The sequence below is a fragment of the Belnapia sp. genome (genome assembly GCF_059504005.1).
Genome location: NZ_JCACHU010000134.1, coordinates 1 through 24,601 on the forward strand (window position 1 = coordinate 1; position 24,601 = coordinate 24,601).

The following is a 24,601-nucleotide window of genomic DNA, read 5'->3' on the forward strand; positions in this document are numbered from 1 at the left end:
TCAGGCGCGACAAAACCCACCGCAGTTGGGTGGGCTTCGCCCATCTCGCCGCCACACCATGATCAACCTGCGCATCGCAAGGTTCAGTCACAAACCCTAGGCGGCTACCAGCGGCGATAGCCCCAGGGCCGGCGGTAATAGCCGCGCCCGCCATAGAAGCCGAAGGAGACGCTCGGCCCCCAGTAATAGGGATAGGCCGAGTAGGCATAGGGCGCCGCATAGCCATAGGCCGGCACCGGATAGGATACGATGGCCGGCGGCGGCGCCTGCACGGTGTTGCCGGCGCTGGTCATGCACTGCGCATAGGCCACGTCGTAGCGCCCCTGCAGGCTGCCGGACGAGGCCTGGGCATTGTTGGCGCCGACCGCCGAGCCGGTGAGCAGCCCGGCCCCGGCGCCGATCGCGGCGCCCGCTCCTGCCGCCCCGCCGGCCGAGCCGATCAGCGCCCCCGCCGCGGCACCGAGCGCGGTGCCGACCGCGGCGCTGCCGACCGCCGACTGGTTCGCCGCCTGGCCTGGCGTGATGCCGATCGAGGACTGCGCATAGTTGCGGCAGCCCACATCCTCGTTCTGGAACTGGGCCAAGTCCTTGCCCTTGGCTGGCATGGCATAGAGGCTCGGTCCGCTCGGCGGCGCGACGGCGCAGGCGGCGAGGGAGAGCGGGAGGATCAGCGCGAGGCTGGTGCGTGCGGGGCTCATCTTGGCTCGTCTTCTTTGGAATGGACCACCTCCGATAATATAGGCAGCCGTCCGCCGAATTGCGCCCCTATCGTTACATGTCAGTGTGTTAAGCCCTCCGTCAGAAGGCGGGCGAAGAGCGGCACCGCCGCCTCCAGCGCCGCCAGCTCCACGCATTCCCGCGGCGTATGCGCCATGCCGATGTCGCCCGGGCCGAGCACCATGCAGGGGGCGAGGGCCTGCAGCTCCGAGGCATCCGTCCCGAAGGCCGCAGTGCGCGCCGGCTGGCCGGCGAGCCGCACCGCCTGCCGCACCAGCGGATGGTCCTCGGCGAGCTCCGGCGGCGGCCCCTCGGCGGCGATGGCGAGCTCCACCCCGGCCCGCGCCGCCGCCGCGCGGATCTCGGCCAGGATCGGCTCCCTGTCGAGGCTTCGGCTGGCGCGGAACTTGATGCGGCAGGTGGCAAGCGGCACCGTCACGTTCACCGCCGTGCCGTGGTTGTCGATGACCAGGTTGAAGTCGGTGAAGGGCGGGTCATAGGCCGGGTCCCGCAAGGCCGGATCCTCCCTCAGCCGCAGATGCATCGCCCGCATCTCGGCGAGGAAGGGGATCAGCGCCCAGTTGGCGTTCCGCCCCGCCGCCCCGGACGAGTGCGCCTGCACCCCATGGGCGCGGGCGATGATGTTGGCCGAGGAGCGGTGCCCCCGCACCGGCACGAGCCCCGTCGGCTCCGCGACGATGATCCCCTGAACGCCGAGCGAGCGCGCCAGCCGGCTTCCTGCCGCCGCCCGCGCCCCGGCCTTGGTGGTCTCCTCATCCGTGGTTATAAGCAGCGTCGCCGGCACATCCGCGGGCACCGACCGCGCGGCGAGGATGCAGGCCGCGACGGCGCCCTTCATGTCGACGCTGCCGAGCCCGTGCAGCACCCCGCCCTCAATCCGCGGCGCCCAGGGATCCTCCGTCCAGCCCGTTTCCGGCACCGTGTCCATGTGGCCGGAGAGGGCGAGGCCGCCCGGCGGCCCGCGATGCGCGACCAGCGCCCGCTTCGCCACCCCCGCCGCATCGGTGTAGTCGAGCCGCTCGACCTCGAACCCGGCCAGCTCCGCCTCGATCCGTTCGGAGATGGCAAGATTCGAGACCGAGGACCGGCTGTCGATGGCGACGAGGTCGGCGGCGAGGCGGTGTAGGCTGTCCATGCCGCCAAGCCTTGCCGCCGGCGGGCGAAAGGGCAAGTCTCCGCCCATGGAATCCCTTGCCTATCTCGATCCGCGCACTGGCCGCACCTGGCCGCTCGGCGCCCCCCGTTGGTGCGGCGACAACGGGGAGCCGCTGCTGCTCACCGACCTGCCCGGCATCGGCCGCGACCAGGTGGACCGCAGCACCCGCAGCCTCTGGCGCTACCGCGCCGCCCTGCCGCCGCTCGCGGGCGAGCCCATCACCATGGGCGAGGGCTGCACCCCCCTCGTCCCCCGCAGCATCGGCGGGGCGACAGCGCTGCTGAAATGCGAGTGGTTCATGCCGACCGGCAGCTTCAAGGACCGCGGCGCCTCGGTGATGCTCTCCCTGCTCCGCGCCGAGGGCGTGCAGGCGGTGCTGGAGGACAGCAGCGGCAATGGCGGCGCCGCCATCGCCGCCTATGCCGCCGCCGGCGGGATGCGGGCCAAGATCATGGTCCCCGCGGGCACATCGCCAGCGAAGACGGTGCAGAGCCGCGCCTCGGGCGCTGAGATCGAGCTGGTCCCCGGCACGCGGCAGGACTGCGCCGATGCCGCGCTGCGCGAGGCGGCCAACATTTTCTACGCCAGCCACAACTGGCACCCCTATTTCCTTCAGGGCACCAAGACGCTGGCCTATGAGCTCTGGGAGGATCTCGGCTTCCAGGCGCCCGACAACGTCATCATCCCCTGCGGCGCCGGCTCCAACGTGCTCGGCTGCGCCATCGGCTTCGGCGAGCTGCTTCGGGCCGGGGGCATCGCCCGTTTGCCGCGCATCTTCGCAGCGCAACCGGCGCATTGCGCCCCGATCGCCCGCGCCTTCCTCGACCTCGAGCCGGAGCCGGCGCGGCCGACCATCGCCGAAGGGACGGCCATCGCCCAGCCGCTCCGGCTGCCGGAATGCATCGGCGTGCTGCGCCAGACCCAGGGCGGGGCGGTGATGCTGAGCGAGGCGGCGATCGGCGCCGCGACGCTCGACCTCGCCCGGAACGGCATCTATGTGGAGCCGACCTGCGCCCAGGCAGCGGCCGCCTTCGCCAAGCTGCTCGGCACCGGCACGATCCGGCCGGAGGAGCGGACGGTCCTCGTGCTGACCGGCACCGGGCTGAAGGCGACGCCCCGCATCGCCGAGCTGATGGGAATGGCCCTGTGACCCTCGACGACCTGCCGACCCCCTGCCTCGTCCTCGACCTTGGCCTGCTGAAGCGGAACCTCGCCGCCATGCAGGCCGCCGTCGCCCGCCACCCCGGCCTGGTGCTGCGCCCCCACCTCAAGACGGCGAAGAGCCGCGAGGTCGCCCGCCTCGCCTCGCCGGATTTCGGCCCGGTCACCGTCAGCACGCTGGCCGAGGCGCGCTACTTCGCCGAGGCCGGCTGGCGCGACCAGATCTATGCCGTCGGCATCGTGCCGGCGAAGCTCGACGCCGTCGCCGCGCTGAACGAGGCGGGCGCCGCGGTGAAGGTCATCACCGACGACCTCGAGGTGGCCCGCGCCATCGCCCTCCACTCCGGCCCCGTCGAGGCGCTGATCGAGGTGGATGTCGGCGAGGGCCGCGGCGGCATCGCGCCCGAGGACCCGCTGCTCGAGGCGATCGGCGCCGCCCTCGGCCCCCGCCTCGCCGGCGTGCTCAGCCATTCCGGCCACAGCTACAACGGCCGCAGTCCCGAGGAGATGGCGGAGGTGGCGGAGGCGGAGCGCCTCTGCATCACCACCGCCGCCGAGCGGCTGCGCGCCGCCGGCCTGCCGGTCCCGATCGTCTCCCTCGGCTCCTCGCCGACGGCGCTGCATGCCAGGCGGATGGACGGCGTCACCGATGTCCGCGCCGGCGTCTACATGTTCGGCGACCTGTTCCAGGCCCAGCTCGGCACCCATGCGGTCGAGGACATCGCGCTCACCGTCCTCGCCTCCGTCATCGGCCGCAGCGAGGCGCGCAACACGCTGCTGCTGGATGCCGGGGCGCTGGCCCTCTCCAAGGACCGCAGCACGCAGGCGGCGCCGCGCGACTACGGCTTCGGCCTTGTGCTGGACCGGCTCGGCCGGCCGAGCCTCGGCGAGGCCGTCATCGCCCGCGCCTATCAGGAGCATGGCGAGGTCCGCAACGAGGCGCCGCTGCCTGCGTTGCCCCTCGGCACGCGGCTGCGGGTGGCGCCCAACCATTGCTGCCTCACCGCCGCAGCGCATGACCGCTACCACGTCGTGGACGGCGATGACCGGGTCGTCGCCGTCTGGGACCGGGTGAACGGCTGGTAGGAGGAACCGCGAGATGGCGAGACGCTGGCTGTCCCTGCTCTACGTCCAGGTGCTGATCGCCATCGTCCTCGGCGTCGCCCTCGGCGCGATCTGGCCGGAGACCGGCGCGGCGCTGAAGCCGCTCGGCGACGGCTTCATCAAGCTGATCAAGATGGTGATCGCCCCGGTGGTTTTCCTCACCGTGGTCCACGGCATCGCCAGCGTGAAGGATGCCGGGCGCATCGGCCGCGTCGGCGTCAAGGCGCTGGTCTATTTCGAGGTGGTCTCGACCTTCGCCCTCGCCATCGGGCTGATCGTCGCCAAGGTCTTCCAGACCGGCGCGGGCTTCAACATCGATCCGAGCCAGCTCGACGCCAAGGCGGTGCAGGGCTACGCCCAGCGCGCGCAGTCGGACAGCGTGACCGACCACTTCATGCACATCATCCCCGACACCTTCATCGGGGCCTTCGCCGGCGGCGACCTGCTGCAGGTGCTGTTCCTCGCCGTGCTGACCGGCTTCGCCATCAACGCCCTGCCGGAGCGGGCGCGCGATGCGGCGAGCCATGCCGTCGACGGCCTCAGCGCCATCTTCTTCGGCGTGGTCAAGATCGTGGTGCGGGCGGCGCCCATCGGCGCCTTCGGCGCCATGGCCTTCACCATCGGCGCCTATGGCTTCGGCTCGTTGATCCGGCTCGGCGAGCTGGTGGCGACCTTCTACCTCACCTCCATCCTCTTCGTGCTGCTGGTGCTCGGCAGCATCGCCCGCTTCTGCGGCTTCTCCATCATCCGCTTCATCGCCTATATCCGCGAGGAGCTGCTGATCGTCCTCGGCACCTCGAGCAGCGAGAGCGTGCTGCCGCAGATCATGCAGAAGCTCCGGCGCCTCGGCTGCTCGCCCAATGTTGTCGGGCTGACCGTGCCGCTCGGCTACAGCTTCAACCTCGACGGCACCAACATCTACATGACGCTGTCGACGATGTTCCTCGCCTATGCGACGAACACGCATCTGACCCTGGGGCAGGAGCTGACCATCCTGCTCGTCGCCATGCTGACCTCGAAGGGCGCCTCGGGCGTGACCGGGGCGGGCTTCGTGACGCTGGCCGCGACGCTCTCGGTCATCCCCGACATCCCGATCACGGCGCTCGCCGTGCTGGTCGGCATCGACAAGTTCATGAGCGAGTGCCGGGCGCTCACCAACCTGGTCGGCAATGGCGTCGCCTGCGTCGCCGTCAGCCGCTGGGAGGGCGAGCTGGACACCGCCCGCCTCAGCGCCGAGCTGGCCCGCGGCCCCGGCACCCATGCGCTGGACGATGCGGCGCCGGTCCGCGCCCCGGCGGAATAGCTTGCGGTGCGGGCCAGCGCGGGCGAGGCTTCGCCCCATGAGCCTCGCCGACCATATCCGCCGCGAGAGCGCCCGCCTCGCCGCCCTCTGCACCGCCTGCGGCGACTGCGTCCGCGCCTGCCCGATGACGCCCTATGCCCCGGGCGTCGCGGAGGCCGGGCCTGAAGCCGTCGCTGCCGGGACGCGCGACGTGCTCCTCGCCGGCCCCGGCACGCCGGAGGCCCGCGCCTGGATCGCCGCCTGCACCCGCAGCGGCGTCTGCACCCCGGCCTGCCGCGAGGGGATCGACCCTGCTTTCATGCTCCGCCTCGCCACCTGGCGGGCCAAGGGCGCGCTCGGCGACCCGCCGCTGATCGCGGTGAAGGAGGACACCCAGTTCTCGCCCAAGGTGAAGGCCTTCGCCCGCCTCACCCTGACCGAGGAGGAGCAGCGCGAATGGCTGTAGGCGGCGAGAAGGCCATCTTCTGGTATGGCTGCAACATGACCCGCCATGCCGAGGTCATCCGCGCGACGGCCCGGCTGCTGGAGGCGGTCGGCGTCGAGGCGGCGCCGACGGGCGGCCCGGCTTCCTGCTGCGGCAGCCCGAAGGATGCCAATGCCCGCATCAACGAGGGCATGGCCCGGCGCACCATCCAGGGCTTCAACGCCACTGGCCGCGGCACCGTCGTCACCTGGTGCCCCTCGTGCCACATGAACATGCAGGACAGCATGGCGCCGGTGACGCCGACCAATTTCGAGACCGTGCATGTGACGGAGGTGCTGCATGCGCGGCGCGAGGCGCTGCGCCCGCTGCTGCGCCGCCTCGTGCCGGCGCGGGTGCTGCTGCATGCCCATCTCGGCTTCGACGGCCGGGTGCCGATCAACGCGCTTGTGCCGGACCTGCTCCGCCTCATCCCGGGCCTCGAGCTCGTCGAGCACCCCTGCCGCGTGCCCGGCCATATGTGCTCCTCGCTCGCCGCGGTGCCGGGCGCGCTCGCCGATGCCCAGCGAGCGACGCTCGCCGCCATGGCGGAGACGGGCGCCAGTACGCTCTGCACCATCTTCCATTCCTGCCACCGCGAATGCGTCGGGCTGGAGCAGAACCATCCGGTCCGCGTGGTGAACTGGATCCACCTCCTCGCCTGGAGCGCCGGTTGGGAGGCGGAGGATGGCTACAAGGCAATGCGCAACGCCGCCGACCCGCGCGCCGCCCTCGGCGAGGCGCTGGTCGAGGCGGCGGGCGAGGTGCCCTTCGCCCGCCTGGTGGAGCCGGAGCTGCGCAAGTCGCCGCCGATCTAGACTTTTGTCTTGTCGCATGATTCACGCCTCCGGCCGTTCTAGCCTTCGGCGATCATGCTCTGGCTACTCCACCTGCATCCGCAGCTCCGCCACCAGCGGCCGCACCTGGGCGAGCTGCGCCCGCACCGCCGCGCCGAATTCCTCCGCCGAATTGCCGCCCGGCTCGGCTCCCAGCTCGGCGATCCGCCGCGCCACCTCGGGGTGCCGCGCCGCCGCCGCGATCTCCTGCTGCAGCCGCGCCAGGATCGGGGCCGGCGTCGCCGCCGGGGCGAAGAACCCGTTCCAGCCGAGCAGCTCGATGCTCGGATAGCCCTGCTCCCGCGCCGTCGGCACATCCGGCAGGGCGGTCGCGCGCTGCGCGGCGAGGGTTGCGACCGAGCGCAGCGCCCCCGCCTTGATATTGGCCAGCGAGGAGGAGAGCTGGTCGCCGCCGAACTGGATCCGACCCGCCAACATGTCCTGCACCAGCGGCGCGGCGCCGCGGAAGGGGATGTGGTCCATGCGAATCCCCGCATCCCGCTTCAGCACCTCGCCCACCAGGTTGATGGTGCTGCCGGGCCCGGTCGAGCCGTAGAACAGGTTGCCCCGCTCCTTCGCCACCGCGACGAACTCGCGGAGGTCGCGCGCCGGCACCGAGGGGTTCACCAGCAGCATCATCGGCACGTTGGCGCCCATGGAGATCGGCGCGAAATCCTGCTCGATCCGGTGCGGCGCGCGGCCAGCGAATTCCAGCGCCGCCGTCGTCGTGCAAAAGGTCAGGTTGTGGAAGAGCAGCGTATGGCCATCGGGCGCCGACTTCGCCACCACATCCGCGCCGATCGAGCCGCCCCCGCCGCCGCGGTTCTCGATGACCACGGACTGGCCGAGCGTCTCCGTCAGCCGCTGGGCATAGAGGCGGGCCAACAGGTCCGTCGTGCCCCCGGCGGGGAAGGGCACGATGATGCGCACCGGCCGCGCCGGCCAGGCCTCCTGCGCCGCAGCACCGCCCGCCAGTGCCGCGGCCATCCCGCCCAGCACGCCGCGCCGTCCGATCTTTGCTGTCATGGCGTCCCTCCCTTGGGAGGCGGCGCCTCAGCCTTCGATGCTGAGGTTCAGCCGCTCCGAGATTTCGGTCCATTCGCGCAGGTTGCGCGCGATCTGTGCCCGGAAGGCAGCCGGGTCCTGGTAGCTCGGGATGGTGTCGATCGCCAGCAGCCGCTGCTGCGTCTCCGGCTTCATCGCCGCGACCCGGAAGGCCTCCATCAGCCGGTCGAGCGCCGGCTGCGGCGTCCGCGCCGGGGCCAGCAGGCCGGAGAAGCCGCTGAAGCTGAACCGGTCGGAGAAGCCCAACTCCCTGAGGTTCGGCACATCAGGCATGGACGGGACGCGGCGGTCCCCGCTCGCGGCCAAGGCCCGGATGCGCCCGGCCTTCATCATCTCCCCCGCCGCCGCCATGCTGTGGAAGCCGCCATGGATGCTCCCCCCCAGCATGTCCTGCAGCATCGGCGTCTCGCCGCGATAGGAGACATGCGTCATCTCGAGCTTCGCCTCTTCCGCCAACATCAGCGCGAAGGCATGGCCCGTGCTGCCCGGCGCATAGGAGCCGAGCGAGAGGTCCCGCCCGCGCCCCCAGGCGACGAACTGCGCCATGGTCCGGACCTCGGCCGGCACCTTCGGCCCGACGCAGAACAGGATGGAGGTGGTGCCGAGCCGGCCGATCGGCGCGAAATCCGCCACCGGGTCATAGGGGAAGCGCCGCATCACCACCGGCGTCTGCACATGGGTGGTGATGGTGAAGAGCAGCGTGTAGCCGTCCGCCGGCGCCTTGGCCGCGGCCTCGGTGCCGATCAGCCCGCCGCCGCCGCCACGGTTCTCGATGAGGATGGTCTGGCCGAGCTCCGGCTGCATGCCCTCGGCGGCGATGCGCGCCCAGGTATCCGTCCCGCCGCCGGGCGGGAATGGGACGATGAAGCGGATCGGGCGGTCGGGATAGCTGCCCTGGGCACGGGCAATGGCGGGCAGGGCCAGCAGGCCTGCAAGGGTGCGTCGCTGGATCATCTCAGCCATCCACGGTGAGGTTCATGGAGGTCGCGAGCTCCGTCCATTGTTGGAGCTGCACGGTCATCTCCGCCTTGAACTCGGCGGGCGGCAGGTAGCCGGGGATGGTGTCCATCTCCATCAGGCGGCGCAGCACGGCCTCGTTGCGCATGGCGCCGGCAAAGCTCTCCGTCAGCTGCGCATGGATCGGCGCCGGGATCCGCGCCGGGGCGAAAAGGCCGATGAAGCCGGCCATGCCGAAGGCCTCCGGATAGCCGAGCTCCACGAAATTCGGCAGCTCCGGCACGGAGGGGATGCGCCGCCGCCCGAGCGTCGCCAGGGGCCGCAGGCGGCCGGAGCGGATATAGTCCCCCGCCGCCGTCATGCTGTGGAAGCCGCACTGGATGCGCCCGCCGAGGATGTCGGTCAGCATCGGCGCCTCGCCGCGATAGGCGATATGCGTCATCCCGAGCTTCTCCACGTCGGAGAAGAGCTGCGCGAAGGCATGGCCCGAGGAGCCGCTGGCATAGGAGCCGAAGGCGAGGTCCTTCCCGCGCGCATAGGCGACGAATTCGGCAAGCGTCTTCGCCGGGATCTCGGGGCGGATGCAGAAGGGCAGGGGCGTCGTGCCCACCTTGCCGATCGGCGCGAAATCCTCGAGCGGCTGATAGGGCCAGCGACGGAACACCACCGGCGACTGGATCAGCGGGCTGATGGTAAAGAGCAGCGTGTAGCCATCGGTCGCCCCCTTCGCCACGTATTCGGCGCCGAGCATGCCGCCCGCCCCGCTGCGGTTCTCGATGACGACCGGCTGGCCGAGCGTGGCGCCCATCGCCTCGGCGATGAGGCGGGACCAGATGTCGGTGGCGCCGCCGGGCGGGAAGGGGACGATGAAGCGGATCGGCCGGTCCGGATAGGCCTGTTGCGCCAGGGCGGGCGCGGCGAGCAGGGCGGCACCCAGGGCGGGCAGGCTCCGGCGATACATGACGTGACCTCCATCTTTTGGAGGCAGAGTGGCGGAGCTTCGCCGCCGCTTCAATCCCGCCTTGCCGCATAGGCGGGCAGCGACCAGCCGCGGGCGATGGCAGCGGCGCGGATGGCGAAGCCGAGCGCCATCCCGGCCAGCAGCGCCGTATCGCGCCAGACCCCGTTCATCCGCAGCAGGACGAAGGCGGCAGCACCCGCGAGGGCGGCCAGGGCATAGATCTCCTTCCGCAGCAGCAGCGGGATCTCGTTGCAGACCACATCCCGCAGCATCCCGCCGAAGGTGGCGGTGGCGACGCCGAACAGCACCGCGGCCCAGGGCTTGATCCCGCCGATCAGCGCGATCTCCGCCCCGAGGACGGCAAACAGGGCAAGCCCCACCGCATCCGCCCAGAGGAAGGCGCGGAAGCGGTTCTCGACGCGATGCGCGGTGAAGAAGATCAGCACCGCTACGGCGCTGGCGATGGCGAGCTGCGTCGGGTCGCGCAGCCAGAAGACCGGGGTGCGGCCCATCAGCAGGTCCCGCACCGTGCCGCCGCCGAAGCCGGTGACGGCGGCAATGAGTACGAAGCCCACCACATCCATCTGCTTGCGGGAGGCGACCAGCGCCCCCGAGGCGGCGAAGACCGCGACCCCGGCAAGATCCAGCCAGTGCAGCAGGGTCTCGAAGCCGCCCATGGCGGCTATTCCGCCGGCACCGCCTCGGCCCGCGCCGCCGCCGCGCTCTCCTTCACGCCGCCCGCGCAGAGCAGCGACAGGCCGAGCAGCCCGGCGACGACCGGCAACACCAGCCCGGGATGGCCGAGGTCGATCAGCATCCCCATCGGCACCGGGGTGATGGCGGAGCCGAGCGGCAGCCCGGCCGAGACGAAGCCGAAGACCTTGCCGATCTGCCCGGGCGGGCAGGCATCCTTCAGCATCACGTCCCGCGGGGTGCGGGAGGTGCCGAGCGCCAGCCCCGCCAGGACGGCGACCGCCGGCAGCAGCGCCTCCGGCATCGGCACCAAGCCAAGCGAGAGCAGCAGCGCCATGGCGCCCAGGGTCAGCACCGTCACCATGCCGAGCAGGTTGCGCTTCGAGGTGTCGGCGATCCAGCCACCGGCCAGCGTGCCGCAGGTAGCGCCGACCATGTAGCCGGTGAGCGCGCCGGAGGCGACGAGCACCGGCGTCCCCCAGAGCTTGCCGAGCACCGTCACCAGCCAGGCCTGCACGCCGGAGCCGGCCATGGAGGAGAGCAGGAAGAAGGCAAAGAAGAGCAGCATCGGCCGCGACAGCAGCACCGCGCGGCTGGACAGCGCCTCCTCGGCCTTGGCCGGCTTCGCCTGGTCGCGCAGCACGCCGCTCTGCAGCAGGATGGCCGCCACCACCGGGATGCCAAGGAGTCCGACCGTCAGCAACGCCCCGCGCCAGCTCGTCACCCCGAGCAGCAGGGCGATGACCGGCGGAGCGAGGGCGAAGCCAAGGTTGCCGGTGAAGGTGTGCAGCGCGAAAGCCCGTCCCATGAAGGACTTGTTCACGCTGCCCGTCAGGATCGCGTAGTCGGCCGGATGGATGACGCTGTTGCCGATGCCGGACAGCACGGCCAGCGGCAGGATCATCCAGAAGGCCGGCGCGAAGGCCATAGCGGAGACCGAGAGCGCCATCAGCAGCGTCCCACCGACCAGGAAGGGCCGCGCCCCCCAGCGATCCACCCAGAAGCCGACCGGCGTCTGCAGCACCGCGGTCGTCGCGCTCATCAGCGCGACCGAGAGGCCGAGCATGGCATAGGAGACGCCGAACTCGGCCCGCCACTGCAGGAAGAGCGGCGGCAGGCAGAGCATGTAGAAATGCGACAGGAAATGCCCGGTGCCGATCAGCGCGACGATGCGCATGTCTCGACCGCCGGCGGCGCCGGCTTCAGGTTCAGGCTGGCGGGTCATGGGCGGGCCCCGATCCAATGATGCAGCGCCGTTCCGGTCGGCGCTGGCGATGTCCGGCCCCTCCGGGTTAGCCTCCCGTCATGCGGCGTGCAACTGGCATCGGGCTCGTCCTGCTGGGGGGAGGCATCGCCTTCGGCCTCACCCGGTACGGCACCACCTCCGCGGAATGCCGCGAGGCCCGCACCCAGGGCCTGCCCAATGCCGAGGAGCTTTGCGGCAGCAGCTCCCGCAGCGGCGGTTCCTCCTCCTCGTCGTCTTCCTCATGGCGCAGCAGCGGTAGCGGCAGCTCGGCCACCACGACCACCGCCAGCGCCCGCGGCGGCTTCGGCAGCTCCGGCGGGGGCGGCAGCTGATGCGCCGGCTGGAGCAGGCGCCCCGCCCGGACCGGCTGGAGCGCGCCCGCAGCATGGGCTTCGCCTTTGCCGAGATCGAGGGCGAGGCCTACTGGGACGAGACCGCCCGCTATGCCTTCACCGCCGCCGAGATCGATGCGCTGGAGGCGGCGACGGCCGAGCTCGAGCGCCTCACCCGCCTCGCCTGCGCGCATCTGGTGCGGGAGGATACCGGCCGCGCGCTTGGCCTCACCGATGCCGCCTGGGCGCTCGCCAAGCGCTCCTGGCTGCGCGGCGAGCCGAGCCTCTACGGCCGCATGGACCTCCGCTGGGACGGCACCGGCCCGCCCAAGCTCCTCGAATACAATGCCGACACCCCGACCGCCCTCTTCGAGGCCGCGGTGGTGCAGTGGGAACGGCTGCAAATGATGGGGTACACTTGCACGCCCCAGCTTCAAGCCGCCGCGGCGAACCCAGGCCCTTCCAGGCTCTCCCGGATGAACCGCATCAGCGGCTCGGCCAGCGGGTTCTGCCCCGCCGCATCGCCGAAGACGCACATCTCCGCCGTCCCCAGCGCCGGCAGGCCCGGCACCTCGACGAGGCCGGGCGGCATCCCGCTTCGGCCGAGCACGCTCAGCGCGAAGCCCGCCTGCGCCGCGGCCGCGACGCCGAGCAGGCTGGCCGAGACATAGACCACCTCGAAGCCCATCCCCGCCCGGGCCAGCGCCGCCAGCGCCCGGTCGCGGAACATGCAGCCGGGGGGAAGCATCGCCAGCGGCAAGGGGCGCCCCGCCGGCGCCACCCAGTCCGGCGCCGCGACCCAGACCACGGCCTCGGTCCAGATCGGCCGGCCCTCCGTCTCGCCGTCCCGCCGCTTGCCGAGCACCAGGTCGAGCGCGCCCCGCTCCTGCGCCGCCCGCAGCTCATGGCTGCGCCCGACCTCCACCTCGAGGGCCACCTCCGGATAGGTCCGGGCGAAGCGCGCCAGCAGCGGCGCCAGGTTGCGCGGCACGAAATGATCGGCGACGCCGAGCCTGAGCCGCCCGGCCACCGGCGGCGCCACCATCCGCCGCACCGCCTCGTCGTTCAGCGCCAGGATGCGCCGCGCATAGGCGAGCAGCGTCTCGCCGTCCCGCGTCAGGACGACGCTGCGGCTGGTGCGCTCCAGCACGCGGCGCCCCACCACCTCCTCCAGCCGCTTCACCTTCAGGCTGACGGCCGACTGGGTGAGGCCGAGCGCCGCCCCGGCCGCGGTGAAGCCGCCGCGCTCCGCCACGGCGACGAAGCAGCGGAGCAGGTCGAGGTCGAGATCGGGGATGCGCATGGGCCGAGCATCCCTCAGCCCATGCGCGGCATCAATCAGACGTCCTCGTCGTAGTCGCCGCCGGCATCGTCCATGCCGCCGCCGGTGTCGTAATTGCTCGTATCCGTGTCGTAGCCGCCGCCGGTCGCGTCCTGGGTGGCGGCATAGTCCTGGCCGCCGCCGCCCCAGCCCTGGTCGGCCGCGGCCGCGCCCGGATCGGTCCAGGGCGAGGAAGCCGGCACCGCCTCCTGCCCGAAGGCCCCGCCGCCGCCGGTCAAGTCGGAGGCGGTGGAGGCCGCCGCGCCGCCATGGCCGGAGAAGGCGTTCATCAGCATGTTGCCGACCACCATGCCGCCGGCGACACCCGCCGCCGTGGTCAGCGCCGTGCCGAGGAAGCCGGACCCCCCGCGCTGCGGCTGCAGCATCCCCGGGTTGTAGCCCGGCGGATAGACCGGCTGCGGGGGAGGGGTCATCTGCGGCGGCTGCCGGCTGGCGCCACCCCCGCCGAACATGCCGCCGAACAGCCCGCCGCTGCGCGGCTGCTGCGCCGCCTGGGTCTGGGCGCGGGCATTTTGCACCTCCCATTCCAGCTGGCGGATGCGGTTTTGCGTCTCCACCAGCGCCGCCTCCTGCACGAAGGCGGTCTGGGTGATGCGGTAGCGCGCCTCCGGATAGCGGGCGAAGAGGTCGGCGATCAGCGCATCCGCCTCGCGGTCGACCGGCGGCAGGTTCGGCCGCGACTGGGTCGCCGGCACACTGCTGCCGCCCCAAGGCCCCGGCGCGGGGGCGGCGGCCGGCGCTGCGCCGGCAATCCGCTCCACGAACTGGCTAATGATCCGGCGTTCGTCGTCGTTCATGGTCCTCGTGTCTCCCTGGCCTCGTCCCGGCGGCCGCCGCCCTGTTCCCGGGCTGGTCCGGCCTTCGCGACCATGCCGGCGAAGTGGCCCGGCACCCGAACCGTTTCAAGCGGCAGCGATGCGTCCTGGCAGGCCAAGCCGCCGCCATTCGATCACCGGGCAGCGATCCTGCACGAAGCGCAGCCCGGCCGCCCGCGCCCGCTCCCCGGCCGCGTCATCGCGCACGCCAAGCTGGAGCCAGACGCTGCGGGCACCGAGGCGGATGGCCTCGTCCACCACCGCCCCCGCCTCCTCGCTGCGGCGGAAGACGTCGACCATGTCGAGCGGCCCCGCGGCCTCGAGGCTCGGGGCCACGGCCGCCCCGTGCAGAACCCCGCCGGCGAGGCCGGGATTGACCGGCGTCACCTGGTAGCCGCGTGCCACCAGGAAGCCGGCGACGCCGTGGCTCGGCCGCTCCGGCCGGGCCGAGGCGCCGACCACGGCGATGCGCCTCGTAGTCAGGAGGATGTCGCGGATCTCCGCGTCGCTCATGGATGTCGTCTCCGGTGCTTGCCTTCCGCCGCGCCGCCCGGCATTCCTCGGCGGGCGAGGGCCTGTAGCTCAATGGTCAGAGCGGACCGCTCATAACGGTTTGGTTGCAGGTTCGAGTCCTGCCGGGCCCATCGCGCACCCGCCATGGTCGCCCGCGCCCCCGCAGCGCCCCGGTCCGCTATCCCCGCTCCGCCTCCGGCACCGGCACGTCGAAGCCGTTCAGCGTGACCGAGACCATGCAGTAGAGCCCGACCAGGTAGATCAGCTCCGCCGCGCCCTGCTCGCCGAAGGCCTCGGCCGCCTGCCGGTAGCTCAGCGCCGGCAGCACCCCGCCACTCACCAGCGCCGAGGCGATGTCATAGGCGATCGCCTGGTCGCGCGGCAGGTCGCCCGGCCGCTGGCCGGCGACGATGGTCGCCAAGGTGTCGTCGGGGAGGCCGCGCTGCTCGGCGGCGATGACATGCGCATAGATTTCGTAGGCCGAGTGGAAATGCGCGCCGGTGACGAGGATGGCGATCTCCCGCACCGGCTTCGGCAGGCCCGGCGAGAAGGACATCGCCTTGGTCAGCTCCCAGATCGGCCCGCCGAATTTCGGCTGGTGCAGCCAGGGATTCCACGGGCCAAGCAGCGCGCCCTCGCCGTCGATGGTGGCGAAACCCTTGAAGTGACCCTCGATGCCGGCGCGCATGTCGGCATAGAGCGGTTTCTGCTCCTCGCTCAACGCATCGGGCTTGATCAGGGGAAGGCGCATCGGACACTCCTCGGCAGGTCTCACAAAATGTGTAGGAACACCCAGAACAGCGCCGCCGAGAGGCAGATCGCCGCCGGCAGGGTCAGCACCCAAGCCAGCAGCAGGTTGCGCAGCGTGGCGATCTGCAGCCCCGCCCCGCTCGCCGCCATGGTGCCCGCGACGCCGGAGGAGAGCACATGCGTGTTGCTCACCGGAAGGCCGTAAAGATCGGCGGCCGCGATGGTCCCCATCGCCATCAGCTCGGCCGAGGCGCCCTGGCCGTAGCTGATATGCGTCTTGCCGATCTTCTCGCCGACGGTGACGACGATGCGCTTCCACCCGACCATGGTCCCGAGGCCGAGCGTAATGGCGACAGCGACCTTTACCCAGTCCGGGATGAAGCGCGTCGCCCGGTCGAGCAGGCCGTGGAAGGCCGCGACGTCCTGCGCCTCCTGCGGGGCGAAGGCAGGGTCCTTCTGCTTCGCCATCAGCCGAGCGCCTCGCCGGCGAGGTACATGTGGTTGCGGACATTCGGCACCGCCTCGTCCGGCAGGGCGCGCAGCTCGCCATAGCCGTGGACCTGCCCGGCGATGCCGGCCGAAAGCTGGCGCAGCGCCGGCACCGTCTCCGGCTGCAGGGCCTTGTCCCGCACATAGGCAGTGACGGCAAGGCGCGGGTCGCCCTCCACCGGCGCCCGGCCGCCATGCGCGGCGAGCGCCGCATCCAGCCCCGCCGCAGCCTCGACGAAATGCTGCGCATGCGGCGCGTCCGCGGTGCGGTTGAGCGCATAGACCGTCGGCACCGTGCCCACCAGGATCAGCATGATGAGCCCTATGCCCTTCTGCCCGTCATTCGAGCTATGCGCGAAGGAGACGCCGGTGCAGGTGAAGATAAGCAGCCCGCGGATCCAGCGCGGCGGCGGCTTGCTGCCCTCGGGCTCGGCATAGAGCTCCGGCCAGCGGACGAGCAGCTGCAGCAGCAGGTACATGCCGGCGGCGCAGCAGAAGCCGACCAGCGGCGAGAGCAGCAGCGCATAGCCGATCTGCGTCGCCTGGCCCCAATCCACCCCGGCCGTGCCGCTCTGGCCGTGCATCAGGCTGTTGGCGACGCCGACGCCGACGCCGATGATCGAGCCGATCAGCGTATGCGAGGAGGAGGCCGGCAGGCCGAGCGCCCAGGTGCCGAGGTTCCAGATGATGGCCGCGATCAGCAGGGCGAAGACCATGGCGAAGCCCGCCTGGCTCGAGACCTGCAGGATCAGCTCCACCGGCAACAGCGAGATGACGCTGAAGGCCACCGCGCCCGAGGAGGTCAGCACGCCGAGGAAGTTGAACATCCCTGACCAGACCACCGCCACGTTGGGGCTGAGCGAATGGGTGTAGATCACCGTCGCCACCGCATTGGCGGTGTCGTGAAAGCCGTTGACGAATTCGAAGCCGAGCGCGATCAGCAGCGCCACGCCGAGCAGCAGGTAGGGCAGCGCGCCCTGTTCATGCGATTGCGAAGGGTCCGTCATCAACCGCCAGATTGCGTAGGCCAGCCCGGCCAGCACGACTGCGGCGAACAGCCCGGTCGCCAGCTTCGACGCCGGCCCCCGCTTCGCCCTGCCGCCGAATTTCTGGTCGAAGATCGATCCCTCGCGGGGCAGCGGCGCCGCCCTGGTGGCCGCCTGGTCCATCTCCACGCCCTCCGCCGGTCCGGCGCATGGAACGCCGGCGGCCCTGGCGTGGCCCGCCTGGCGGAATGACACTCGAATGATATTGCGGCCTCGCCCCGAGGCGCCGCCGCTTTCCACGCCGCTTTCCCTGGGCCGTCCCTGGCGCTAGAACCCAGGGCCGAACGCCCCCGCAGGACCGATGCTCATGGCCTCTTACCAGTACGCCTATGTGATGAAAGACCTGACCAAGTCCTATCCGGGTGGGCGCGAGGTCTTCAAAGGCATCACCCTGTCCTTCCTGCCGGATGTGAAGATCGGCGTGCTCGGCCCGAACGGCGCCGGCAAGTCGACGCTGATGCGCATCATGGCCGGGCAGGATAAGGAATTCGGCGGCGAGGCCTGGGCGGCCGAGGGCGTGCGCGTCGGCTACCTGCCGCAGGAGCCGCATCTCGAGCCCGACCTCACGGTCGGCGAGAACGTCATGCTCGCCTTCAAGGAGATGAAGGCGCATCTCGACCGCTTCAACGAGATCTCGCTCGCCTTCGGCGAGGAGATGTCGGACGACAAGATGAACGACCTGCTGGCGGAACAGGCCGACCTGCAGGAGAAGATCGATGCCGGCGGCGGCTGGGAGATCGACCGCACCGTCGAGATCGCGCTCGACGCGCTGCGCTGCCCGCCCGCCGAGAGCCCGGTGACCACCCTCTCGGGCGGCGAGCGGCGGCGTGTGGCGCTCTGCCGGCTGCTGCTCGAGAAGCCGGAGATGCTGCTGCTCGACGAGCCGACCAACCACCTCGATGCCGAGAGCGTCTCCTGGCTGGAGAAGACGCTGCGCGACTATACCGGCGCCGTGCTGATCGTGACGCACGACCGCTACTTCCTCGACAACGTCACCAACTGGATCCTCGAGGTCGATCGCGGCCGGGGCATCCCCTACCAGGGCAACTACTCCGCCTATCTCGAGCAGAAGCGCAAGCGCCTCGCCCAGGAGGAGAAGGAGGAGAGCACCCGCCAGCGCCAGCTCGCCGAGGAGCAGGAGTGGATCGGCCGCAGCCCCTCCGCCCGCCAGGCGAAGTCGAAGGCCCGCATCCAGGCCTATGAGGAGCTGCTGCTCCGCAGCCAGGACCGCGCCCCCGACCCGACCGAGATTCAGATCCCGCCTGCACCGCGCCTCGGCAATACCGTCATCGTGGCCGACGCCATCCGCAAGGGCTTCGGCAACCGCCTGCTGATCGACGACCTGTCCTTCAAGCTGCCGCCTGGCGGCATCGTCGGCGTCATCGGCCCGAACGGCGCCGGCAAGACCACGCTGTTCAAGATGATCACCGGCGTCGACAAGCCCGACAGCGGCACCATGACGGTCGGCGAGAGCGTCCAGCTCGGCTATGTCGACCAGAGCCGCGACAGCCTCGACGACAAGAAGACCGTCTGGCAGGAGATCTCCGGCGGCCAGGATCAGATCACCATGGGCAAGCGCACGGTGCCGAGCCGCGCCTATTGCGCCGCCTTCAACTTCAAGGGCGGCGACCAGCAGAAGCCGGTCGGCGTGCTCTCGGGCGGCGAGCGCAACCGCGTGCACTTGGCGAAGATGCTGAAGAACCCGCACAACGTGCTGCTGCTCGACGAGCCGACTAACGACCTCGACGTCGACACGCTGCGCGCGCTGGAGGAGGCGCTGGCCGACTTCGCCGGCTGCGCCGTCATCATCAGCCACGACCGCTGGTTCCTCGACCGGCTGGCGACGCACATCCTCGCCTTCGAGGGCGACAGCCATGTCGAGTGGTTCGAGGGCAACTTCCAGGCCTATGAGGCCGACAAGCGACGCCGCCTGGGTGCCGCGGCCGACCAGCCGCACCGGATCAAGTACCGCCCGCTGACCCGGTAGGCCCCGCATGGGCCATGCGCATCCCGTGCCGCTGCCGGCGCGGCTGGTCTGCACGGCGCGGCTCACCCTCGCGCCGCCGGGCAAGGAGAACCTGTCGGACCTCGTCCGGCTGAAGGCCGACCCGCGCGTCTTCGAGCTGATGCTGCACGGCATCCGCACGGAGGCGGCAACGCGCGCGGAGCTGGAGGACGACATCGCCTTCTGGGCCCAGCGCGGCTACGGCACCTGGTGCGTCTTCCACAGCGAGAGCGGCGATTTCCTCGGCATCTCCGGGCTGATGGAGCGCCCGGACGGTCGCGGCGTCGCGCTGCGCTTCGCCCTCTGGCCCGAATGCCGCGGCCGTGGCTATGCGCGGGAGGCGGCGAAGGCCGGGCTCGATTTCGGCCACCGCGCCGGCCTCGCCCGCATCATCGCCGTCGCCTGGGAGGGCAACGATGCCTCCCGCCATGTGCTGGCGGATATCGGCATGACGGAATGCGACGCCTTCGACTATCGCGGGCGCCGCATGATCGTCTACGAGAGCTGCAGGTAAGGCCCGGGGGTCAATCCCGGGCCGCGCGGGCTCAGCGCCCCTGCTCCCGCTGCGCGAGCTGCTGGATCTGCCCGCGCATCGCCTGCAGCAGCGCGGCGACCGAGCCGTTGTTGCGCTGGATCACGCTGGAATACTCGCTACGCTGGGTCAGCCGCAGCGAGGTTCCCTCGGCGATCACGTCGACGATCTTCGGCTGCCCGCCGATCTCTGCCACGCGCCAGTCGAGCGAGAAGGGCGCCGTGTTCGGCCGCTCGATGACGGTGTTCACCAGCACGTCCTCCTCCGTCCGCTGCTGCGTCCGGCCGAGCGAGAAGCGCACGCCCTGATACTCGCCGAAGCGGGCGGAAAGGTTGCGGATCAGCGTCTCCTCGAACAGCTTCATGTACTCCTGCTGCTCCTGCGGCGAGGCCTGGCGCCACCAGCGGCCGAGGATGAAGCGGCCGACGCCCTCCACGTCGACGGCGCGGCGGAGGATGGCGGCGACGCGCTGCCGGCGGGCCGCGACGTCGCGCGTCTGGTCGTTGACCGCGGCCACCAACTCCTGGCCGGTGGTCTGGATGAAGTTGGAGGCGCGGCCGATATCGGCCTGGGCCAGCGCCGGCCCGGCGAGGCCCGCCGCGGAAAGGGCGAGGGCCGCGCCGAGCAGGGTGCGGCGGTCGAAGTCATGCATGGTCATCTGTCTCCCGGACCGGCGTTACCTGCGCTGCTGGTCCATGCCGGTGCCGACGCCGAAGCCCGTGCCGCCGGCGGCCGCGGGCGCGACCTCCCCGGCGTTCCTGATCTCGGCGGCCCGGCGCTGGCGGTAGGCGCTGCGCAGGGTGGAATAGGGGTCGAGCGAGGTGCGGTTCACCTCGTCGAGCGTCTCAATCAGGCTCTCCCGCGTATCGACCACGGTGGCGCCGGCGCGGCCATAGACCAGCCCGTCCACCACCGCGCCCTGGCCGAACCAGCTCAGCGGGTCGGAGACGATGCCGAGGCCGAAGCCGACCAGGTCGCGCGGGTTGGAGGGGCCGAGCACGGGGATGAAGAGGAATGGCCCCTCGCCGACGCCCCAGCGGGCCAGGGTCTGGCCGTAATCCTCGGAATGCCCGCGGACCCCGAACCAGCTCTCGGCCACGTCGAAGATGCCGCCGACGCCGAGCGTCGAGTTGATGACGAAGCGCCCGAGCGTGTCGCCCGCCCGGCGCGACTCGCCCTGGAGCATGTCGTTGGCGAGGATCACCGGGGTGCGGAGGTTGCCGAGTACGTTGCGGACGCCCGTCCGCACCGGCTGCGGCACCACGGCGCGGTAGCCGACCGCGACCGGGCGCAGCGCATACTGGTCGATCGCCTGGTGGACGGCGAAGAGCCGGCGGTTGGTCGGCTCCGCCGGGTCGTTGTTCTGGCGGTACTCGGCGAGCGCCTCCGGGTCGGAGGCCGGCGGCCGGGTGGCGCAGCCGGCCAGCAGCACGACCGCCAGCAGGGGCGCCGCCAGGACGGTCCGGGCCCCGGAAAGGCGAAGTCTGTTCGGCTGACGCATCTGTCCGGTTGCCCTCATCGGTCTTGGCATGGTTGCGGTGCAGGCAGGGATCGGTCGGCAGGATGCCATGCATCCCCATGCCATGCCGGCCGGCCCGCCATCTGGTCCCCTATAGCATCGGCCGGGTGTAACCGATAATGCCCCGAACCATGACATCATGTGACGCTTGCGAAGGTGACCGGGGAGGGGCAGATAGGCCCTATGGACCACGCCCTCCCCGAGATTCCACCGCAGGGAACCCTGCAACGCTGGCTGACCGGCCCCCGTTTCGGTGGGCTGCCGAACTTCGCGGAGATGCCGCCGCCGAAACTCTCCTTCGAGTTCTTCCCGCCGAAGACCGATGCGCTGGAGGCACAGCTCTGGTCCTGCATCCGCCGGCTGGAGCCGCTTTGCCCGCGCTTCGTCTCCGTCACCTATGGCGCCGGCGGCACCACCCAGGCCCGTACCCACGCGACGGTCGCCCGGATCGTGCAGGAGACGGGCCTGACGCCCGCCGCCCACCTCACCTGCGTCGGCGCCTCCCGCGGCGAGGTGGACGAGGTCGCCCGGCGCTACTGGGACGCCGGCGTCCGCCACATCGTGGCGCTCCGTGGCGACCCGCCCGCCGGCGCCGAGCGCTATGAGCCGCATCCCGAGGGCTATGCCTATGCCGCCGACCTGGTCGCCGGCCTCGCCCGCATCGCTCCCTTCGAGATCAGCGTCGCCGCCTATCCGGAGACGCATCCGACGGCGCTCTCCCACGACCACGACCTCGACAACCTGAAGCGGAAGATCGATGCCGGGGCGACCCGGGCGATCACCCAGTATTTCTTCGATTCCGAGACCTATCTCCGCTTCCTCGACCGCTGCGCCGCGGCCGGCATCACCCTGCCGATCGTCCCCGGCATTATGCCGGTCTCGAACTTCAACCAGATGAAGAAGTTCTCCGCCATGTGCGGCGCCGGCGTGCCGGACTGGATGGGCCGCCTCTTCGAGGGGCTGGACGAGGACCCGGAGACGCGCCGGATGGTCTCGGTCGTGCTGGCCGCCGAGCAGGTGCGGCTGCTCCAGGCCAACGGCGTGGACGAGTTCCACTTCTACACGCTGAACCGACCGGACCTCGTCTACGCCATCGCCCATATCCTGGGCGCCCGGCCTCGGCCCGTCACTCCACCCTGATCCCTTCGGCGCGGATGAGGTCCCCCATCCGCTGCCGCTGCCCGGCGAAGAAGGCGGCGAATTCGGCCGGGCTGCTGCCGACCGGGATCATGCCGATCTCGCCGAGCCGCCTTACCGCCTGCGGGTCCCGCATGCCGGCGGCGGCCGCCTCGGCCAGCCTGCCGATCGCCAGTCCCGGCGTCCCCCGAGGCGCGTAGAGGCCGAGCCAGTCATAGAGGTCGAAGCCAGGGAAGCCCTGCTCGGCGACCGTCGGCACCGCCGGCAGGTTCGCCAGCCGCTCGATGGTGGTGACGGCGATGCCGCGCAGCCGTCCCTCCATCACCAGCGGCGCCGCCTGGGGCAGGGTGGAGAAGACGAACTCCGCGTCCCCGGCCAAGATTCCCGCCACCGATGCCGCCCCGCCCCGGTAGGAGACATGGTTGGCCGTGACCCCCGCTTGCCGCAGCAGCATGGCCGGCGCCAGGTGGGTCGCCGTTCCGACGCCGGAGGAGGCGTAGGGGATCTGCCCCGGCGCCGAGCGCAGCCGCGCCAGCAGCCCCTGCAGGTCCCGCGCCGGATGGTCCGGCCGCACCACGCAGACGAGCGGCGACTTCACCATCTGGCTCACCGGCACCAGCGCCGTGGCGAAGTCGTAGGGCAGGCCCGGGATCAGCAGGTCGTTCACCGCCCCCGCCGCGGTGTCGGCCAACGCCGTGTAGCCGTCCGGCGCCGCCTGCGCGACCACCCCGGCCCCGACCGAGCCGCTCGCCCCCGCCCGGTTCTCCAGCACCAGCGGCTGGCCTAGCACCTGCTGCATCGCGGGCGCGGCCAGCCGCATCGGGATGTCCGCCCCGCCCCCCGGCGGCCAGGAGATGACGATCCGCACCGGCCGCGCCGGCCAGGTCTCGGCCCGGGCCAGATGCGGCAGGGCGAGCGCCGCCGCCAGCAGCGGGCGGCGGGGGATCGGGTGCGGCATGGCGGTACCTTCCTCTGGCGTCGATGCCCGATCCTGCAGCCCGGCGCCGCCGCCCGAAAGGCTTTGAGCACCGGGCGCGGCCCGGCCTACAGTCTGCACAACGCCCAAGGAGGAAACGGCGATGCAGCAGCAAGGCCCGCTGAGCGCGGAACAACTCCGCCAATTCGAGGAGGAGGGCTGGCTCTTCCTCCCCGAGACCTTCAGCCCGGAGGAGGTCGCTGTCCTCGCCCGCGAGGCGGAGGCGATCTATGCCGAGAACCGGCCCGAGATCTGGCGCGAGAAGTCGGGCGCACCGCGCACCGCCTTCGCCGCCCACACCTTCAACGAGGCCTTCCGCCTGCTCGGCGCCCACCCCCGGCTGATCGGCCCGGTGGAGCAAATCTTCGGCGAGCAGCTCTACATGCATCAGTTCAAGATCAACGCGAAAGCCGCCTTCACCGGCGATGTCTGGCAGTGGCACCAGGACTACGGCACCTGGAAGCGCGACGACGGCATGCCCGAGCCCCGCGCCATGAACATCGCCGTCTTCCTCGACGAGGTGATGCCGATCAACGGCCCGCTCATGCTGATCCCGCGCAGCCAGGCGCATGGCACGCTGGAGGCCGGGCACGACACCTCCACCACCTCCTACCCGCTCTGGACCCTCGATGACGCGATGGTGACGCGGCTGGTGCAGGAGGGCGGCATCGTCGCCCCGACCGGCAAGCCCGGCGGGGTGCTGATGTTCCATGGCAACCTCGTCCATGGCTCGGCGCCGAACATCACCCCCTATCCGCGGAAGATCGTCTACCTGACGCTCAACGCCGTCTCGAACCACATCCGCAGCCCGACCCGGCCGGACTGGATCGCCCACCGCGACTTCACCCCGATCGAGCCGGTGGCGGCCGATGCGCTGACCGACTACGCCCGGCGCTGGAAGCAGGCGGCGGACTAGGCATCCCGCACCCCACTCGGCCGTTCCTGCCTCAGCAGAGGGAGGCAGGAATGTCGGAGTCCGGCGAGATTCGCCCGCATATGGAAGTGGTCGGTGCCGATGGCGTGCATGTCGGCACCGTGGACCGCATGGAGCGCGGCCACATCAAGCTGACCCGTCAGGACGACCCGGACGGCAGCGGCCAGCATCACCACCATGTCCCGCTCGGCGCCATCCGCATGGTCGAGGGCAACCGGGTCTGGCTTACCATGCCCGCCCAGCAGGCCCGCGCCATGGTGGTCAGCGGCCAGTCGCCCGAGGACATGGAGGAGGGCAGCGCCGCCACCGACGAGGCCGGCATCGCCCGGCCCGACCGCACCGGCGTCTCGCCGATGGAGGGCGGCGCCAGCGGCAACATCCATGGCGGCGGCACCATGGCGCCGAAGGGCGGCGGGGCCGGGGGCACCGCCGCCCATAGCCAGGGCAGCGGCGGCGGCATCGCCCATGACCCGAACATGGACCCGAGCGGGCGCGGCGACCCGGATCTCTGAGGGAAGGGGCTGCCGCCAG

Annotated in this window: 27 protein-coding genes, 1 tRNA gene and 1 pseudogene; 13 read left to right on the forward strand and 16 right to left on the reverse strand. The window is 71.3% G+C overall.

Annotation, left to right across the window (positions count from 1 at the left end; all coding sequences use genetic code 11):
* Positions 1–104: 104 nt before the first annotated feature.
* Both AC5JJ1_RS17810 and AC5JJ1_RS17815 read right to left on the reverse strand, forming a co-directional pair.
* Positions 105–698 (reverse strand): glycine zipper family protein, encoded by a 594-nt coding sequence (locus AC5JJ1_RS17810; RefSeq protein ID WP_495786451.1) that lies wholly within the window; start codon positions 696–698, stop codon positions 105–107.
* 80 nt (positions 699–778) lie between these two features.
* A complete protein-coding gene (locus AC5JJ1_RS17815) occupies positions 779–1,873 on the reverse strand; it encodes a M20/M25/M40 family metallo-hydrolase (RefSeq protein WP_495786452.1) in 1,095 nt (364 codons plus the stop codon).
* A gap of 46 nt (positions 1,874–1,919) precedes the next feature.
* Here AC5JJ1_RS17815 and AC5JJ1_RS17820 point away from each other — a divergent pair, with 46 nt between their 5' ends.
* Genes AC5JJ1_RS17820 through AC5JJ1_RS17840 form a run of 5 tightly spaced genes read left to right on the forward strand, consistent with a single transcriptional unit; the run spans position 1,920 to position 6,740 of the window.
* Positions 1,920–3,044 (forward strand): pyridoxal-phosphate dependent enzyme, encoded by a 1,125-nt coding sequence (locus AC5JJ1_RS17820; RefSeq protein ID WP_495786453.1) that lies wholly within the window; start codon positions 1,920–1,922, stop codon positions 3,042–3,044.
* The gene (locus AC5JJ1_RS17825; protein WP_495786454.1) at positions 3,041–4,141 is read left to right on the forward strand and encodes an alanine racemase; all 1,101 of its coding nucleotides are present in this window, start codon (positions 3,041–3,043) and stop codon (positions 4,139–4,141) included. The genes AC5JJ1_RS17820 and AC5JJ1_RS17825 overlap by 4 nt, the downstream gene beginning before the upstream one ends.
* Positions 4,142–4,154: 13 nt before the next feature.
* Positions 4,155–5,462 (forward strand): dicarboxylate/amino acid:cation symporter, encoded by a 1,308-nt coding sequence (locus tag AC5JJ1_RS17830; protein ID WP_495786455.1) that lies wholly within the window; start codon positions 4,155–4,157, stop codon positions 5,460–5,462.
* Between the two features lie 37 nt (positions 5,463–5,499).
* On the forward strand, positions 5,500–5,907 hold the full coding sequence (locus tag AC5JJ1_RS17835) for a ferredoxin family protein (protein ID WP_495786456.1): 408 nt from the start codon (positions 5,500–5,502) through the stop codon (positions 5,905–5,907).
* Positions 5,898–6,740, forward strand: coding sequence for a heterodisulfide reductase-related iron-sulfur binding cluster (locus AC5JJ1_RS17840; protein ID WP_495786457.1), 843 nt, complete (start codon positions 5,898–5,900; stop codon positions 6,738–6,740). The genes AC5JJ1_RS17835 and AC5JJ1_RS17840 overlap by 10 nt, the downstream gene beginning before the upstream one ends.
* A gap of 63 nt (positions 6,741–6,803) precedes the next feature.
* On the opposite strand, the gene AC5JJ1_RS17845 is transcribed toward AC5JJ1_RS17840, so the two are convergent.
* The 5 genes from AC5JJ1_RS17845 to AC5JJ1_RS17865 are packed head-to-tail and all read right to left on the reverse strand — an operon-like array spanning position 6,804 to position 11,611.
* On the reverse strand, positions 6,804–7,784 hold the full coding sequence (locus AC5JJ1_RS17845) for a Bug family tripartite tricarboxylate transporter substrate binding protein (RefSeq protein WP_495786458.1): 981 nt from the start codon (positions 7,782–7,784) through the stop codon (positions 6,804–6,806).
* 27 nt (positions 7,785–7,811) lie between these two features.
* Positions 7,812–8,777, reverse strand: a complete 966-nt coding sequence (locus AC5JJ1_RS17850) for a Bug family tripartite tricarboxylate transporter substrate binding protein (RefSeq protein ID WP_495786459.1) — start codon at positions 8,775–8,777, stop codon at positions 7,812–7,814.
* 1 nt (position 8,778) lies between these two features.
* The gene (locus AC5JJ1_RS17855; RefSeq protein WP_495786460.1) at positions 8,779–9,741 is read right to left on the reverse strand and encodes a Bug family tripartite tricarboxylate transporter substrate binding protein; all 963 of its coding nucleotides are present in this window, start codon (positions 9,739–9,741) and stop codon (positions 8,779–8,781) included.
* Between the two features lie 50 nt (positions 9,742–9,791).
* The gene (locus AC5JJ1_RS17860) at positions 9,792–10,418 is read right to left on the reverse strand and encodes a trimeric intracellular cation channel family protein (RefSeq protein ID WP_495786461.1); all 627 of its coding nucleotides are present in this window, start codon (positions 10,416–10,418) and stop codon (positions 9,792–9,794) included.
* Between the two features lie 5 nt (positions 10,419–10,423).
* Positions 10,424–11,611, reverse strand: coding sequence for an MFS transporter (locus AC5JJ1_RS17865; RefSeq protein WP_495786462.1), 1,188 nt, complete (start codon positions 11,609–11,611; stop codon positions 10,424–10,426).
* Positions 11,612–11,739: 128 nt separating this feature from the next.
* On the opposite strand from AC5JJ1_RS17865, the gene AC5JJ1_RS17870 reads away from it, so the two are divergent.
* The gene (locus AC5JJ1_RS17870) at positions 11,740–12,012 is read left to right on the forward strand and encodes a hypothetical protein (RefSeq protein ID WP_495786463.1); all 273 of its coding nucleotides are present in this window, start codon (positions 11,740–11,742) and stop codon (positions 12,010–12,012) included.
* Positions 12,012–12,428 (forward strand): annotated as a pseudogene (locus AC5JJ1_RS17875) (glutathionylspermidine synthase family protein); the annotation flags it as partial. The gene AC5JJ1_RS17870 and the pseudogene AC5JJ1_RS17875, both read left to right, overlap by 1 nt.
* 17 nt (positions 12,429–12,445) lie before the next feature.
* Here the strand turns inward: AC5JJ1_RS17875 and AC5JJ1_RS17880 are convergent.
* The 3 genes from AC5JJ1_RS17880 to AC5JJ1_RS17890 form a co-directional block, all read right to left on the reverse strand.
* The gene (locus AC5JJ1_RS17880) at positions 12,446–13,315 is read right to left on the reverse strand and encodes a LysR substrate-binding domain-containing protein (RefSeq protein ID WP_495786464.1); all 870 of its coding nucleotides are present in this window, start codon (positions 13,313–13,315) and stop codon (positions 12,446–12,448) included.
* Between the two features lie 35 nt (positions 13,316–13,350).
* On the reverse strand, positions 13,351–14,151 hold the full coding sequence (locus AC5JJ1_RS17885; protein WP_495786465.1) for a DUF2076 domain-containing protein: 801 nt from the start codon (positions 14,149–14,151) through the stop codon (positions 13,351–13,353).
* A 105-nt stretch (positions 14,152–14,256) separates the two neighbouring features.
* Positions 14,257–14,682, reverse strand: a complete 426-nt coding sequence (locus AC5JJ1_RS17890) for a CoA-binding protein (RefSeq protein ID WP_495786466.1) — start codon at positions 14,680–14,682, stop codon at positions 14,257–14,259.
* Between the two features lie 58 nt (positions 14,683–14,740).
* Between AC5JJ1_RS17890 and AC5JJ1_RS17895 the strand changes: the two genes are divergently transcribed.
* Positions 14,741–14,813, forward strand: a tRNA-Ile gene (locus tag AC5JJ1_RS17895).
* Positions 14,814–14,860: 47 nt separating this feature from the next.
* On the opposite strand, the gene AC5JJ1_RS17900 is transcribed toward AC5JJ1_RS17895, so the two are convergent.
* Genes AC5JJ1_RS17900 through AC5JJ1_RS17910 form a run of 3 tightly spaced genes read right to left on the reverse strand, consistent with a single transcriptional unit; the run spans position 14,861 to position 17,090 of the window.
* A complete protein-coding gene (locus AC5JJ1_RS17900; RefSeq protein ID WP_495786467.1) occupies positions 14,861–15,433 on the reverse strand; it encodes a carboxymuconolactone decarboxylase family protein in 573 nt (190 codons plus the stop codon).
* Positions 15,434–15,453: 20 nt separating this feature from the next.
* Positions 15,454–15,900: an inorganic phosphate transporter gene (locus tag AC5JJ1_RS17905; protein ID WP_495786468.1), complete on the reverse strand. Its 447-nt coding sequence runs from the start codon at positions 15,898–15,900 to the stop codon at positions 15,454–15,456.
* Entirely contained in the window at positions 15,900–17,090 is a 1,191-nt protein-coding gene (locus AC5JJ1_RS17910) for an inorganic phosphate transporter (RefSeq protein ID WP_495786469.1), read from the reverse strand. Before AC5JJ1_RS17910 ends, AC5JJ1_RS17905 begins: the two co-directional genes overlap by 1 nt.
* Positions 17,091–17,274: 184 nt before the next feature.
* Here AC5JJ1_RS17910 and ettA point away from each other — a divergent pair, with 184 nt between their 5' ends.
* Complete coding sequence (ettA, locus tag AC5JJ1_RS17915) at positions 17,275–18,954, forward strand: energy-dependent translational throttle protein EttA (RefSeq protein ID WP_495747743.1); 1,680 nt, start codon at positions 17,275–17,277, stop codon at positions 18,952–18,954.
* 7 nt (positions 18,955–18,961) lie between these two features.
* Positions 18,962–19,486, forward strand: a complete 525-nt coding sequence (locus AC5JJ1_RS17920; RefSeq protein ID WP_495786470.1) for a GNAT family N-acetyltransferase — start codon at positions 18,962–18,964, stop codon at positions 19,484–19,486.
* Between the two features lie 31 nt (positions 19,487–19,517).
* On the opposite strand, the gene AC5JJ1_RS17925 is transcribed toward AC5JJ1_RS17920, so the two are convergent.
* Both AC5JJ1_RS17925 and AC5JJ1_RS17930 read right to left on the reverse strand, forming a co-directional pair.
* Positions 19,518–20,162, reverse strand: coding sequence for an MlaC/ttg2D family ABC transporter substrate-binding protein (locus AC5JJ1_RS17925; protein WP_495786471.1), 645 nt, complete (start codon positions 20,160–20,162; stop codon positions 19,518–19,520).
* Positions 20,163–20,180: 18 nt separating this feature from the next.
* Entirely contained in the window at positions 20,181–21,005 is an 825-nt protein-coding gene (locus tag AC5JJ1_RS17930; protein ID WP_495786472.1) for an MlaA family lipoprotein, read from the reverse strand.
* A 201-nt stretch (positions 21,006–21,206) separates the two neighbouring features.
* On the opposite strand from AC5JJ1_RS17930, the gene metF reads away from it, so the two are divergent.
* Positions 21,207–22,163 carry a methylenetetrahydrofolate reductase [NAD(P)H] gene (gene metF, locus AC5JJ1_RS17935; RefSeq protein ID WP_495786473.1) on the forward strand — a complete coding sequence of 319 codons (957 nt, stop codon included), beginning with the start codon at positions 21,207–21,209 and terminating at the stop codon, positions 22,161–22,163.
* Here metF and AC5JJ1_RS17940 read toward each other — a convergent pair.
* A complete protein-coding gene (locus AC5JJ1_RS17940) occupies positions 22,150–23,118 on the reverse strand; it encodes a Bug family tripartite tricarboxylate transporter substrate binding protein (protein WP_495786474.1) in 969 nt (322 codons plus the stop codon). The genes metF and AC5JJ1_RS17940 overlap by 14 nt on opposite strands.
* A 121-nt stretch (positions 23,119–23,239) precedes the next feature.
* On the opposite strand from AC5JJ1_RS17940, the gene AC5JJ1_RS17945 reads away from it, so the two are divergent.
* The gene (locus tag AC5JJ1_RS17945) at positions 23,240–24,052 is read left to right on the forward strand and encodes a phytanoyl-CoA dioxygenase family protein (RefSeq protein WP_495786475.1); all 813 of its coding nucleotides are present in this window, start codon (positions 23,240–23,242) and stop codon (positions 24,050–24,052) included.
* 50 nt (positions 24,053–24,102) lie between these two features.
* A complete protein-coding gene (locus tag AC5JJ1_RS17950) occupies positions 24,103–24,582 on the forward strand; it encodes a DUF2171 domain-containing protein (RefSeq protein ID WP_495786476.1) in 480 nt (159 codons plus the stop codon).
* Positions 24,583–24,601: the final 19 nt, after the last annotated feature.